A 13,884-nucleotide genomic window follows, 5' to 3' on the forward strand; every position below is an offset into this window, starting at 1 on the left:
CTATTGAAAATAAAGATCAGTTATTTCAATGTCAGTACCACAACCGATAAAGGCGGCAGGTTGGCCACCAATTGATCTCCTTCTTTTCTAGCATGACTGAATGGTACCGGCCGGATATTACCCGGTTGATCAAAAGTATTGATATCTGTGAACTTCGCAGCAGTCAGCACCTGCCCTTCAACCGTATGCCAGTCCGATCCGCTGATGGTTGTCTTAACAGGAATAGTATGCGCAGCATCGAGGTTCACCAAAGATATATGGATAGCACCGGTTGAATCAACCGATGCAGATGCATTGACTGCCGGTATTTTCTGATCTCCATATTGGTAGTCGGGCACACTCAATTGTAACGGCAACAATTTGGCATCCTGATGCACTTTGTAAAGATCGAATACATGGTAAGTAGGCGTAAGCAACATTTTATTACCCTGTGTCAATACCAGCGATTGTAATACGTTCACCGTTTGCGCCAGGTTCGCCATCCTTACCCTATCGGCATGGTTATTGAAAATATTGAGCGTGGTACCCGCCACCAATGCATCGCGCAGGCTGTTTTGCTGGTAAAGGAATGCAGGATTGCTGCCGGGCTCTACGTTCGTCCAGATACCCCATTCATCTACCACCAGGGCTACCCGTTTATCGGGATCGTATTTATCCATGATGGTACCGTGGCGTGTTACCAGCTCATCCATGAAAAGGCATTTTTTCATGGTAGTGAAATATTCTTTTTCATCAAAGGAAGTGGCAGACCCCTTATCGCCCCATGATTTGGGAACGGTGTAATAATGCAACGATAGTCCCCACATACGCGTACCAACATTTTGCATGAGTACATCGGTCCAGTTGTAATTTCCATCACTCGCTCCGCAGGCAATTTTTTTCAACCTCGCGTTGGGGTAATTCTTCGCGAATGTTGCATAACGCTTGTATTCATTCGCATAATATTCAGGCGTCATATTCCCGCCGCAGCCCCAGCTCTCATTGCCCACACCCCAGAAAGACACATTCCATGGCTTGTCTCGGCCATTTTCTTTTCTCAGTGTTGTGAGCGGACTTTGTCCGTCGAAATTCAGGTATTCCACCCAGTTGTTCATTTCGCTTACCGTACCGCTTCCTACATTGCCTGTGATATAAGGTTCACAGCCCAGCATGTTGCAAAGCTCCAGGAATTCGTGTGTACCAAAGCTGTTGTCTTCCGTTACATTGCCCCAGTTGGTATTGATCATTGTGGGGCGTTGTTTGCGCGAACCGATCCCGTCGCGCCAATGGTATTCATCGGCGAAACAGCCGCCGGGCCATCGCAGGTTGGGTATCTTTATTTTTTTCAGCGCTTCTACAATATCCAGGCGGATACGTCCTTTGTTAGGGATGGTGCTGTTCTCGCCCACCCAGAAGCCGTCATAAATACAACGACCCAGGTGTTCGGAGAAATGGCCGTAGATATGCCGGCTGATGGTTACCCTGGGGTCACTGGCATTGATATAGAGTTTTGCCGTTGACTGGGAAAATGAAAAAGACACCGATAACAGCAGCAGTACTAGTGCTGAAAAAAATGATCTCATACAGTACGGAGGTTTTATTTATAAAAATTTCAGTCCTTCTTTGTCCATCCTTTCGTATTTCTTCTTGTCAAACACATAATAGAATGCCCCTTTCTTCGACGATTCTTTCTCTTTTTCATTCAGTTTATTGAGGATGTTGAACGAAAGTATTTTACGGGTAAAATTCCTTTTATCCATTTGCCGCTCATAGATCGCTTCATACAGTCCCTGCAATTGTTGCAGTGTGAACTTATCCGGCAACAGCGCAAACCCGATGGGATGCTGCGCTACTTTTTGCTGCAGCCTTTCCTGCGCCAGCTTGATCATTTGTTTATGATCAAATACCATGGCAGGGATTTTTTTCAGCGGGAACCATTTTGCATTGTGTTCCTGCATCAGCGCTTCACTGTAATCATCGATCTTTATCAATGCGAAATAAGCCACAGAGACCACCCTTCCTCCGGGATCGCGTTTCACATCGCCGAAGCAATGCAATTGCTCCATATAGATTGAACTGAGACCGGTTAGCTGGTTCAGTATCCTGCTGGCTGCATCATCTACGCTTTCCATTTGGTTTACAAAGCCGCCCATGAGTGACCATTTGCCCATTTCCGGATCAAATCCTCTCTTGATCATCAATGCTTTCAGTTCTGTTCCATCAAAACCGAAAATGATACAGTCTACCGCCACGAGCAACCTGTCGTAGCTTTTGTATTGAATAATACTCATTTGTTTTCCTTTTAAATCCACAATGGTTTTAGCAAGTGAACATACAGGTTATTATTCAAATTCGTTACCAGAATCGAACATATAATGCCGACAGCAGCAGCAACGTAATCACGATCATTACAACGGTTGCCGGTTTTACCCGGAACATTCCTTTCTCGAACACAAAGGCTTTCGGGTTTACTGCAGGTCCGGCCAGGCTTACCAATACCATGGCAATTACAGTGAACAGGAAAGAGAGTCCCATACAAACGAGGAAAGGAATTTCATATCCACCTTTTCCGTTGGGGAAAGCTGTATAAAACCATGTTTCGGTGCCGAACATCGAAATGGCCATGTGGTTGTTGAAGAACACCGATGCCAAAAAGCCTACCAGGATACCAACGATGGCCGCAGCGCCGCTGGTTCTTTTCCAGAACATACCCAGGATAAACATGGCGAAGATACCCGGACTAATGAAGCCGGTATATTTCTGAATAAAAGTAAAGCCTCCTTCACCGCCAATCCCTAACAGATCGCTCCAGGTAAAGAGAATACCCACCACCATTGCGATGATGATGGTAGCCCTTCCCACCCATACCAATTTGGCTTCACCGGCGTCCTTATTGAGGTATTTTTTATAAACGTCGAGCGTGAAGATGGTGGAAATGCTATTGGCTTTGCCTGCCAGCGATGCTACGATGGCCGCAGTGAGTGCAGCGATCGAAAGTCCCTTCAATCCATTCGGCAGAAAACCCAGTACGGCTGAATAAGCGCCGTCTTTACTGCCGTTGGCCAATTGCGGAAGGTGTCCGTTCTTATACAGCACATACGCCGCGATACCGGGCAGCATCACGATCACTGGCATCATCAGTTTCAGTAATCCGGCAAACAGGATACCTGTCCTGGCCGTCTGTAAATTCGCTCCCAGCGCCCTCTGGGTAATGTACTGGTTACAACCCCAATAGTTCAGGTTAACGATCCATTGTCCGGCAAAATACATGGTAACACCCGGCAATATGAGGTATTTGCTCACATCCAATTGCGGCGCGCCGGGCACAGGTTTTTTAAATATCATGTGGAAATGATCCGGTGCATCTTTCATCAGCATCTTGAATCCGGCGAGGGCATCTTTGCCCAGGCCGAATTTCTCACTTACCAATGTCAATGCCATATAGGTTGTTGCCAATCCTCCAATGATCAAAACGGCTACCTGTATCACATCGGTATAACCGATCACTTTCATACCACCCAGTGTAATGATCACGGCAAACAAAGCCAGTGCAATCATCACCACGTGTAAATATTCTCCGCCCAGCAAACCGTTGATGGCCAAAGCGCCGAGGTAGAGTATGGAAGTGAGGTTTACGAACACATACAAAAAGAGCCAGAATACCGCCATGATCAGCGCCACCGTTCCATTATAGCGGGTAGTAAGGAACTGGGGCATGGTGTATATTTTATTCTTGAGGTATATGGGCATGAACCATACGGCAATAATGATCAGCGCCAGCGCGGCGATCCATTCGTAAGCCGCTACGGCGATACCGGCAAAAAAACCATCACCGCTCATGCCAATAAACTGTTCGGCAGAAATATTGGAAGCGATGAGTGAAGCGCCGATAGCCCACCAGGTTAATGATCCTTCGGCCAGGAAGAAATCTTTGGTATCGGTAGTGGCTTTCTTTTTGCGGCGATACACCCAATAGCCATAAGAGGCTACGACAATAAAATAGATCACGAAGATCAGTCCGTCTCTAAATTCCAGTTGATGATTCATAAGGAGGCAATCGTTGATGGTGTTATTGATGATTGAGTTGATAATACAGGTCGTTCCATCGCAGTTCATTCTTGAACTGGTGCAATTGGGTCTGCTTGCCGATCAGCGAAAATTCAATGCCCGCCATATCGGCAAAGTCTTCCAGGTGCTCTGCCGTGAGGTTCTGGCTATAGCAGGTATGGTGAGCGCCTCCCGCGAGTATCCAGGCGGCACAACCGGTGTACATATCAGGATAAGGTTTCCACAACACCCTTGCTACAGGCAGTTTGGGAAGGGCATGCACCGGCGCTTGCGCTTCCACTTCATTCACCAGCAAGCGGAACCGGTTACCCATATCAATGATCGATGCGTTGAGGGCGTTGCCATCTGCTACATTGAACACAAGCCTTACCGGATCTGCTTTACCGCCAATGCCCAGCGGATGGATTTCACAGGAAGGTTTACCATGCGCAATAGAAGAACAGATCTCCAGCATATGCGACCCCAATACCATAGGATTTTGTTTATCGAGATGATAAGTATAATCTTCCATAAAAGAGTTACCACCAGGTAAGCCGCTTGCCATTACTTTCATGGCGCGCACCAATGCTGCCGTTTTCCAATCGCCTTCGCCACCAAAGCCATAGCCTGCGGCCATCATTCGCTGTGATGCGATGCCTGGCAATTGCACCATGCCATGCAGGTCTTCAAAAGTATCTGTGAAGCCTTTGTAGTTGCCTGCTGTTAAGAAACGACGCAGGCCCAGTTCAATTTTTGCTGCTTCACGGAGAGACGCATATGCTGCCGCTCCTTTTTGCAAAGCAGACGCCAGAGTATATGTATCAGCATATTCTTCTAACAGCACATCAATCTCTTTTTCGCTTACTGCGTTGATAACGGCCACCAGGTCGCCGATCCCATGCGTGTTGACGGAATAGCCGAATTTTAATTCCGCTTCTACCTTGTCTCCATCGGTAACAGCAACGAAACGCATATTGTCTCCAAAACGTACAAACCGTGCACCCTGCCAATCGTGCCAGCCTGCTGCGGCCCTGGCCCATACGTTGATCCTTTCTAACACCTGCTCATCCTTCCAATGACCTACCACTACTTTCCTGCGCAGCCGCATGCGGCTCATGATGAATCCGAATTCGCGGTCGCCGTGTGCCGACTGGTTCAGGTTCATAAAATCCATATCGATCTCATTCCAGGGAATGTCCCTGTTGAATTGAGTATGCAGGTGCAGCACCGGTTTGTGCAATATTTTCAAGCCATTGATCCACATTTTAGCAGGTGAGAAAGTATGCATCCATGCAATGATGCCAATGCATTTTTCAGATTGATTGGCTTCTGCGCAAAGTGCATAAATTTCTTCTGTTGTTTTTACTACAGGTTTGAAAACAACAGATACAGGTATAGATGCAGATGCATGTAATGATTGAGCGATCTCTTTTGAATGATCCGCTACTTGTTGCAAAGTAACTTCCCCATATAAATGTTGGCTTCCTGTTACAAACCAAACTTCCAGTCCTTTCAGATTTGTCATTGGTATTCTTTCTTTTGTTGAATTAGTTGATCGTTAAATAGTTTAGTTTTTCAGGGAACCAGAGCGTCATCTCGCCCTTTCCTCTATTGGCCCAGGCGTAATAAGGAATGGCTACAAAGGGGTTGCTTATTGTTGTAGCTTTTTGGGCATTTTCAATAACTACTTTGGATACGGTTCCTTTTAACACCATAATGCCGTTCAGCAAACCAGGCATAAAAACAGGCGAGAATGCAGTACCGGGTGCAAGCAGAATATTATCTGTTTTCCCTGCATTATCCGCCCATTCAGCGCAATAGATCAGCGGGCCGCGTTGCAAAGCCACTTTGTCTATATCATCTTTGATCCGTTGGTCTGCTGTTACCCTTCTTACTTCCATAGGAAGATTCACTGTGATCACATCCCCTTTTTTCCATTTATGATTGATGGAAGCATATCCATTTTCTAACGTGTAGGTAATGGGCAGTCCATTTACTTTGATGGTAACCTGGTTAGTATCGGCACTTTGGAAATGATACAATTCAGAAGGCATGGCCTGGTTCCTGGCCCATCCCGGTATTCGTATCAGGATATCACCATCCACTGTTTTTTGTGGTTGTATGGTGAATGACAGTGCGCCCTCCCATGGATAATTATTTTGCTGTATGATTTGTACAGGTGTATGCCCGATGTTCACCCGGGCATCGCCGCTGATAAACAGGTTGATGAATAATTTATTGTCTCGCTGCGCATAGATATAGCCCGGAATGGATGGGATCAGTCTCGCCAGGTTGGTAGGGCAACAAGAGCATTCAAACCAGCCTGATCGTTCCTCTTCAAGTCCCCCGGGATTGTTATGCCCTTTTACCTGCATGGCATTGGTATAAAAGAAAGATTTTCCATCGAGACCAATGCCTGATATCAGCCCGTTGTACAATGTTTTTTCTAGTATGTCTATATACTTCGAATCGCCATGCAGCAGGAACATACGCTGGTTCCAATATACATTGGCAATAGCAGCGCAGGTTTCATTGTATGCGGTGGCATTGGGCAGTTCGTAATTATTGCCGAACCTTTCTCCATCGCCGCGCGCACCGATGCTTCCCTGCACATACATTTTTTTACTTACGGTATTCTCCCATATCCTGTCAATCGCATGCAGTAACGCCGTGTCATTAGTAAGTGCGGCCACATCAGCCACTGCCGAATAAAGGTATCCTGCCCTCACAGCATGGCCTTCCGCTTCCTGCTGTTGTACAAGCGGCTTATCATCCTGCCAGTAAGCCCCATTCTTCCAGGGGTCTGTGCTTTTCGTATCGTATCCGGCATAATGACCTCTTTCCTCTATGAAAAATTTAGCAGTATTCAAATAAGCCTGCTTGCCTGTGAGGCGGTATAATTTTACCAATCCCATTTCCACGATCTCATGACCGGGTGCAACATGTTTTTTATCCGGACCAAAAACAGAACAAACCAGGTCGGCATTCTTCAAAGCGATGTCGAGCAAGTTTCTTTTTTTAGTGGCCATATAATGCGCCGCCGCCGCTTCGTATAAATGGCCGGCATTGTACAATTCATGACTCAACTCTCTTTCTTTTTCCCACCGCTCCTTGCCGGCCCAACTGTGTGCTGCCGCCGGATTGATGGTACGGGCTGTATACAAATAACCGTCGGGCTCCTGCGCTTCTTTGATGATGTGGATGAGCGAATCAACATAAGCATCCAGCTTAGGATCAGGATGCACAGCCAGCGAAAATGAGGCGCCTTCTATCGTTTTATAAATATCCGTATCGTCGAACGGATAAGTCGTGCAGAACTTGCCATTTTTCTGTGCTGCCATCACAAAATTCTTCACACGCCCGGTGCTCTCACAACGCGCAAAAGAAGCCGGGATGGTAACCGTTCTGTTGGTTTCGATACGGGGTAACCAAAACCTGTCAGTTAGTTTTACTTGTGTAAAATCGACCGCCTGGATGGGGTAATCTTTTTGCTGCGCCATAACGGCAACAGATGAAAGCATGCAACATGATACAATGAACTGTTTCATAGTTGGTATTTTTTATTTGTACAACCGGTTTTATTGTCCGTAATAACTATCCGGTCCGTGTTTCCGCTCAAAATGTTTTTTGATCAATGCGTCTTTCAGCCTGGGTGCATCCTGCCTGATCTGTTCTGTCAGGTATGCCATTTGCGCAACGCTTTCCAGCACCGCACTATTATAAACGGCTTTCTCTGCCGTCTTTCCCCAGGTAAAAGGTGCATGGTTGCCTACCAATATCATTTCCATTTCCTGGTAACTCAGTTTTTTTTCCTGCAAACAATTCATGATCTGGAAGCCGGTCTGGTATTCATAATCGCCTTTGATCATCTCATCGCTCATAGGCGGTGCGCAAGGAATATCTGCAACGTTGTGATCGGCGTGCGTGGTACCATAAATGGGTATATCGCGCAGGCTCTGTGCCCATGCAGTAGCATAAGTAGAATGCGTATGCACAATACCGCCAATGGCATCCCAGTGTTTATACAACACCGCATGTGTTTTGGTGTCTGATGAAGGCCTGAGTTTGCCAGCTACTATATTCGCATCAAAGTCCACGATAACCATTTTTTCGGGCGACAATTCTTCATAAGGCACACCGCTTGGTTTGATGGCGAAAACACCCAGGCTCCTGTCTGCAGCACTCACGTTGCCGAATGTAAACAGCACCAGTCCTAACTTAGGCAGTTGCATGTTAGCTTCATATGCCGCTTGCTGTATGTGTTCGTATTTCATGGTTGTATTGTTCAGTTATTGCGCGCTTCTAAAAAAGTACCCAATTGTTTGTATTGAAGATAGCGTTTGGCATATACACTGCTCCTCGATGGATCGGGGTGATAGGTAGTATCAAATCCTTGCCCCATTGCATACATCGCTTCTTCTACTGTTGGATACAATCCTGCCACAGTTGCCGCAAACATCGCAGCGCCAATGGCGCAGGTCTGTTCTGTTTTATGAATACGGATGGGCATGTTCATCACGTCCGCCATTACCTGCATAATATACGGCGATTTTTTAGCAACACCTCCCAGGCCGATCAGTCCTTTTACCGGGATACCTTCTTCCACAAACCGGTCAGTAATGGCCTTGGCGCCGAAACAGGTTCCTTCTACCAGTGCCTTGAATAAGTGAGGTGCTCCCGTACCCAGGTTCATACCACTGACAGCAGCAGTCAACAGTTGGTTGGCATCGGGTGTTCTTCTTCCATTGAGCCAATCCACCGCCAGCTCATCCGATGCATCTAACGGCAGCCTGGCGGCTTCATTCGATAATTGAGCGATCATGCGATCGCTTATCTCATTACGCAAAGCTGCGGCCGTTGCCACATCGATCAGTGAAGAAGTATGCAGTTGCTGCAATGGCCAGGAGAGTAATGTTTTATACCAGGCATAAGCATCACCGAATGCCGACTGGCCCGCTTCCATACCCATCATACCCGGAATAATGGAACCGGGTACCTGGCCACAAATACCACGCACCAATTTACCTTTCATTTCATCTACCGGCGCTACCAGCATATCGCAGGTGGAAGTTCCCATCACTTTGCTCAGGTAATAGGGTTCAATCTGTCCGCCTACTGCTCCCATGTGACAATCGAATGCACCGATGCCCACTACTACGTCGGTAGAGAGGCCCCATTTTTCTGCCCAGCGCTTGCCCAGGTAACCAGCCGGCTCCGCAGAAGTATAGGTACGATCGAACAAACGAGCAGTAAATCCATCGAGTCTTGTATCTAAAGAAGAAAAGAAATCATTGGGGGGCAGTCCGCCAAATTCAGTTGCCCATAAAGATTTATGTCCTGCTGCGCACACACCACGCTTGAGTGCATGTACATCGTTGCCACCGGTCAACACAAAAGGAATCCAGTCGCAATGCTCTACCCAGGAGTAACAGGATTTCGCCACTGCTTCATCTGCACGCAATACATGCAGCAGTTTCGCCCAGAACCATTCGCTGCTGTAAATACCTCCTACAAACTGTAGATAGTTGGGTGTGTGTGTGGCTGCATGCGCATTGATTTGCGATGCTTCAAGTGTAGCGGTATGATCTTTCCACAATACAAACATGGCATTCGGGTTCTCTTCGAAGCCTGGCAAAAGCGCCAGGGGAACACCCTGCCGGTCTACCGCTACAGGCGTAGACCCGGTAGTATCTACAGCAATGCCTTTAACGCTTTTCGCCACGGCGGGTCCGGCCTGTTTCAGGCAGTCGCCGATGGTGTATTCCAATCCTTCCAAATAATCCAATGGATGTTGACGAAACCTGTTCTCTTCCGGGTTACAATAAAGTCCGTCTTTCCAGCGCGGGTAATAAAACAAAGCAGCAGCCACTTCCTTTCCGTCTCCTGCATCGATGATCACGGAACGTACAGAGTCTGTTCCGAAATCAACACCTATCACATACGATTGATCTGTTCTTTTCAATGTCAAGCAATTAAATGAGCCACAATGTACACTCTTTTTCGAATAAGTGTATTTTATACCTTTATTTATTTGACATTAAAAAAAACATCAGCGATGCTTTCAATTCCGGTGATGGAAAAGGCCTTCCAGCTGCCCGTCGTTATAGTCCCGCACGAAAAACAGTATCTCCGGCAGGTGGCTGAAGGCCTCCGGTTCATGGAAGCTGGTGATCACCACCGATTGCATGCCGGCCCTTTCAGCGGCCTCCACACCTTTGGTAGCGTCTTCGAACACCAGGCAGTCGCCATGGGCCACCCCCAACTGATCGGCGCATTTGGTAAAAGTTTCCGGGTCGGGCTTACTGATCTGCACATCATCGGCGCTCACGATGGCATCGAAATAATGGCGAATGCCCAGTCCGTCGAGCACAAAATCAATATTGAAAGTAATCGCTGCAGAACCGATACCCATCTTGATCCCTTCCTGCTTCGCCTTTTCCATAAAGGCTGCCAGTCCGGGCAACAATTTCAAATGAGGCTTATATGCCTGCTGGTAAGCTATTTCTTTGTCGCGGCTCATCTTTTGTTTTTCTTCATCGGAAAACCTCCCCGGAAATATCCTTTCGAGCAGTTCTTCATTCTTCCCATAACATTGCTCCTTTACTTCTTCCAGGCTTAGGTTGGCGCCCATTTCATTTACAATTTTATGCCAGGCGATCACGTGGTACTGCATATCGTCTACCATGGTTCCGTTCATATCAAACAAAAAAGCCTTTTTCATTAAATGCATATTATTTTACAAGTGATAAAATCAACACAGGCGGGCAATCGGGTAGCAAAGGTAGTATTACCAGGTAATTAATATGTTTGCAGTATGAAAATCGACGTCCTTACCGTTTTGCCCGAATTGTTGGAAAGTCCCTTTTCGCACAGCATCATGAAGCGCGCACAGGAAAAAGGCTTATTGGAAGTGCAGGTTCATCCGCTACGCAAATGGGCGGTGAACAAATACGGTATGGTAGATGATTACCAGTATGGCGGAGGTGCCGGTATGGTGATGATGTGTGAGCCGCTGGCCAATGCCATCGATGAATTACAGTCAGCCCGCCCATACGACGAGATCATTTATATGACACCCGATGGCGAACGCTTCAACCAGAAAACAGCCAACCAGTTATCGCTGAAAGAAAACCTGCTCATCATCTGTGGTCATTACAAGGGCATCGATGAACGCATCCGTGAGCACTATGTAACCAAAGAAATATCCATTGGCGATTATGTACTCAGTGGCGGTGAACTGGCTGCTGCTGTGGTAGTGGACGCTGTAGGGCGTTTGCTGCCCGGTGTATTGAATGATGAGACTTCGGCGCTTACCGATTCCTTCCAGGATAACCTGCTGGCGCCACCCGTATATACCCGGCCCGCCGATTTCCGCGGATGGAAAGTGCCGGACATCCTGTTACAGGGCGATCCTAAGAAAGTGGAAGAATGGAGGTATGAACAATCACTGCAACGCACAAAAGAAAAAAGGCCCGACTTACTGGACGAATAATATCCTTCCAAATCATGTTGCTGCCGTTCATCACCGCTTAGGATCGATCAGATGGCTTTAGCAGCACTTATACGGATATTGTATTACTATTACGGCTAATTATTATCTAAATTCTGCATAATCGCCCGCATGAGACTATCAACTGTCTGTTGGCTTTTGCCTATCCTGTTATCCCTGAACACATACGGACAACAAAGAGACGGCGAAACTTTCCAGAAAGAATACCAGGTGCATATCGCCCGCACGCAGGAACTCGTTAAGGTAGACGGAGAACTTGATGAAGCGGTATGGAAGAACACGGCTCCCCTCGGTTCTTTCTGGAAAAAATTTCCTACTGACGAAGGAAAAGCCATCACAAAAACAGAAGCGAGGGTTACCTACGATGATAAATTCCTCTACGTGGCGTTTACAGCTTACGACAGTGGTAAAGTATTCATACAAAGCCTGAAAAGAGATATCGGTCACGATGGCAACGATTGTGTAGCGCTTATCCTCGACCCGGTGAACAAACGGTCCAATGGTTTCTTTTTTGTTGTCAATGCTTTCAATGCGCAATCGGAAGACCAACTCTCCGGCAACGGGGAGCGCGTAAGTTTCAGTTGGGACAATAAATGGTATTCCGCTACCAAACGCTATGCCGACAGGTGGACCGTGGAAATGGCCATTCCCTTTAAAACACTGCGTTACACAGCGGATAAACTGGTATGGGGAATTAATTTTTTACGGGTGGATACTAAAACCAACGAATACAGTATGTGGACGCATGTACCGGTTAATTTCAAAACTTACGACCTGGGTTATACCGGCGCCCTGGTATGGCCTGAGGCGCCACCCAAACCAGGCAGCAACAGTGTGCTGATCCCTTACCTGACAGGCGGTCTCGAAGAAGACAAGGACAACGGCAAACCCTGGAAAGCTACCGGTAATGCGGGCTTTGATGCAAAGATGGCTTTGTCGTCTTCGTTGAATCTCGACATGACCGTGAACCCGGATTTTTCGCAAATTGAAGTGGATAAGCAGGTAACCAACCTCACGCGTTTCAATATTTTCCTTCCAGAGAAGCGCACGTTTTTTCTTGAGAATTCCAGTCTTTTCTCATCTTATGGTGTACCTTCCGTTCGACCGTTCTATTCGCGCAGGATCGGTCTCGATAAAAACGGTAATAAGATACCCATACTGTTTGGAATGCGTCTCACCGGTAATGCATCAAAATCTACGCGCATCGGATTACTCAGCATGCAAACAGGAAGCCAGGGCGATTATTCACCGGAAAACTATACGGCTGCTACCATCAACCAGGCTGTGCTGAAGCGTTCTACCCTTAACCTGTATTTTATGAACCGGCAGGGTTTTCTTTCCGATTCAGCTAAAAAGGCCGACCCACTTTCGGCTTATGGAAGAAACATGGGCGGGGAATTCAATTACACCAACCTGAAAGGCACCTGGAATGGCTGGGCAGGTTATCATCAATCTTATAAACCAGGCATCAGCAAGGACGATAAATTCATGGATATCGGCGGTAGTTATAATGGCCGTTATTTCAGCGCCATGCTCGATATGAATACGGTGGGAACGAATTTTTATACTGATATGGGGTATACGCAAAGGATCGAAAACTTCGATGCGGCGAGGGATACTACCATTCGCCTCGGATATAAACAAGTGTACAATGAATTCGATTATCGCATCCTGCCAAAAAAATCCAAAGTAAGCAGTTATCAATTCCAACTCACCAATTCATTTGTGTTCAATCCGGATAATACATTGAATGAACGCAGCCAATCGCTGGGATTAAATATCATGTATTGGAACACGGCGCAATTGCTTGTTTCACTCAACAATTATGAAGTGAATTTATTGTTCCCCACTGCTTTTACCGACAAAACGCCTTTACCGAAAGACAATTACCAATACAGCCAGGCCACATTGGGCTACCAGTCTGATTTCAGGAAAACGTTGAGTTATTATGCTACAGTTGGTGGCGGCGGGTTTTACAATGGCTCTTATCAAAGCTTTATTGGTGGCGTCACCTGGCGTAGTCAGCCACACCTGAACATAGATCTCCGTGCGGAATACGACAAGCTTGCTTTTCCTGATATTTATGGTGCAACTGAATTGTTCCTGATCGCTCCCAAAATAGAGATCAATTTTTCCACCGCTGTTTTCTGGACCACTTTTATCCAATACAATACACAGCGCAATAATTTCAACATCAACAGCCGTTTTCAATACCGCTTCAAGCCGATGAGTGATTTCTTTCTCGTGTATACCGACAACTACTATACAGATCCTCTGCTGAAGAACAGGAACCGGGCCCTGGTATTCAAGCTCAATTATTGGTTCAGTCTCTGATAATAGTTTTACTT

The 13,884-nt window shown here is 46.7% G+C and carries 10 protein-coding genes; 2 read left to right on the forward strand and 8 right to left on the reverse strand.

All coding sequences use genetic code 11. The features are described from left to right. Nucleotides 1–20: 20 nt before the first annotated feature. The 8 genes from SEDOR53_RS0101390 to SEDOR53_RS0101425 form a co-directional block, all read right to left on the reverse strand. Complete coding sequence (locus tag SEDOR53_RS0101390; RefSeq protein WP_026768099.1) at nt 21–1,562, reverse strand: alpha-N-arabinofuranosidase; 1,542 nt, start codon at nt 1,560–1,562, stop codon at nt 21–23. 18 nt (nt 1,563–1,580) lie between these two features. Next, entirely contained in the window at nt 1,581–2,270 is a 690-nt protein-coding gene (locus tag SEDOR53_RS0101395) for an NUDIX domain-containing protein (RefSeq protein WP_037360324.1), read from the reverse strand. Nucleotides 2,271–2,334: 64 nt separating this feature from the next. Beyond that, complete coding sequence (locus tag SEDOR53_RS0101400; protein WP_026768101.1) at nt 2,335–4,026, reverse strand: sodium/solute symporter; 1,692 nt, start codon at nt 4,024–4,026, stop codon at nt 2,335–2,337. A gap of 22 nt (nt 4,027–4,048) precedes the next feature. Then, entirely contained in the window at nt 4,049–5,551 is a 1,503-nt protein-coding gene (gene araA, locus SEDOR53_RS0101405) for an L-arabinose isomerase (RefSeq protein WP_026768102.1), read from the reverse strand. A 22-nt stretch (nt 5,552–5,573) separates the two neighbouring features. Continuing rightward, nucleotides 5,574–7,574 (reverse strand): glycoside hydrolase family 127 protein, encoded by a 2,001-nt coding sequence (locus SEDOR53_RS0101410; RefSeq protein ID WP_026768103.1) that lies wholly within the window; start codon nt 7,572–7,574, stop codon nt 5,574–5,576. A gap of 30 nt (nt 7,575–7,604) precedes the next feature. After that, complete coding sequence (locus SEDOR53_RS0101415; RefSeq protein WP_026768104.1) at nt 7,605–8,300, reverse strand: L-ribulose-5-phosphate 4-epimerase; 696 nt, start codon at nt 8,298–8,300, stop codon at nt 7,605–7,607. Nucleotides 8,301–8,311: 11 nt separating this feature from the next. Beyond that, a complete protein-coding gene (locus SEDOR53_RS0101420) occupies nt 8,312–9,988 on the reverse strand; it encodes a ribulokinase (protein ID WP_037361563.1) in 1,677 nt (558 codons plus the stop codon). A 99-nt stretch (nt 9,989–10,087) separates the two neighbouring features. Continuing rightward, entirely contained in the window at nt 10,088–10,747 is a 660-nt protein-coding gene (locus tag SEDOR53_RS0101425; RefSeq protein ID WP_026768106.1) for an HAD family phosphatase, read from the reverse strand. Nucleotides 10,748–10,840: 93 nt separating this feature from the next. On the opposite strand from SEDOR53_RS0101425, the gene trmD reads away from it, so the two are divergent. Together trmD and SEDOR53_RS18445 are read left to right on the forward strand one after the other, a co-directional pair. Then, nucleotides 10,841–11,518, forward strand: a complete 678-nt coding sequence (gene trmD / locus SEDOR53_RS0101430; RefSeq protein ID WP_026768107.1) for a tRNA (guanosine(37)-N1)-methyltransferase TrmD — start codon at nt 10,841–10,843, stop codon at nt 11,516–11,518. A 129-nt stretch (nt 11,519–11,647) separates the two neighbouring features. After that, nucleotides 11,648–13,870 carry a carbohydrate binding family 9 domain-containing protein gene (locus tag SEDOR53_RS18445; RefSeq protein WP_084220276.1) on the forward strand — a complete coding sequence of 741 codons (2,223 nt, stop codon included), beginning with the start codon at nt 11,648–11,650 and terminating at the stop codon, nt 13,868–13,870. The last annotated feature ends 14 nt before the right edge of the window (nt 13,871–13,884 follow it).

Origin of the sequence: Asinibacterium sp. OR53, assembly GCF_000515315.1 — a bacterium.
Lineage (GTDB): Bacteria > Bacteroidota > Bacteroidia > Chitinophagales > Chitinophagaceae > Sediminibacterium.

Bases quoted from the DNA above. Each gene is read 5' to 3' on its own strand.
- SEDOR53_RS0101390 (WP_026768099.1), bottom strand. From the start codon at position 1,562: ATGAGATCATTTTTTTCAGCACTAGTACTGCTGCTGTTATCGGTGTCT.
- SEDOR53_RS0101395 (WP_037360324.1), bottom strand. From the start codon at position 2,270: ATGAGTATTATTCAATACAAAAGCTACGACAGGTTGCTCGTGGCGGTA.
- SEDOR53_RS0101400 (WP_026768101.1), bottom strand. From the start codon at position 4,026: ATGAATCATCAACTGGAATTTAGAGACGGACTGATCTTCGTGATCTAT.
- araA (WP_026768102.1), bottom strand. From the start codon at position 5,551: ATGACAAATCTGAAAGGACTGGAAGTTTGGTTTGTAACAGGAAGCCAA.
- SEDOR53_RS0101410 (WP_026768103.1), bottom strand. From the start codon at position 7,574: ATGAAACAGTTCATTGTATCATGTTGCATGCTTTCATCTGTTGCCGTT.
- SEDOR53_RS0101415 (WP_026768104.1), bottom strand. From the start codon at position 8,300: ATGAAATACGAACACATACAGCAAGCGGCATATGAAGCTAACATGCAA.
- SEDOR53_RS0101425 (WP_026768106.1), bottom strand. From the start codon at position 10,747: ATGAAAAAGGCTTTTTTGTTTGATATGAACGGAACCATGGTAGACGAT.
- trmD (WP_026768107.1), top strand. From the start codon at position 10,841: ATGAAAATCGACGTCCTTACCGTTTTGCCCGAATTGTTGGAAAGTCCC.
- SEDOR53_RS18445 (WP_084220276.1), top strand. From the start codon at position 11,648: ATGAGACTATCAACTGTCTGTTGGCTTTTGCCTATCCTGTTATCCCTG.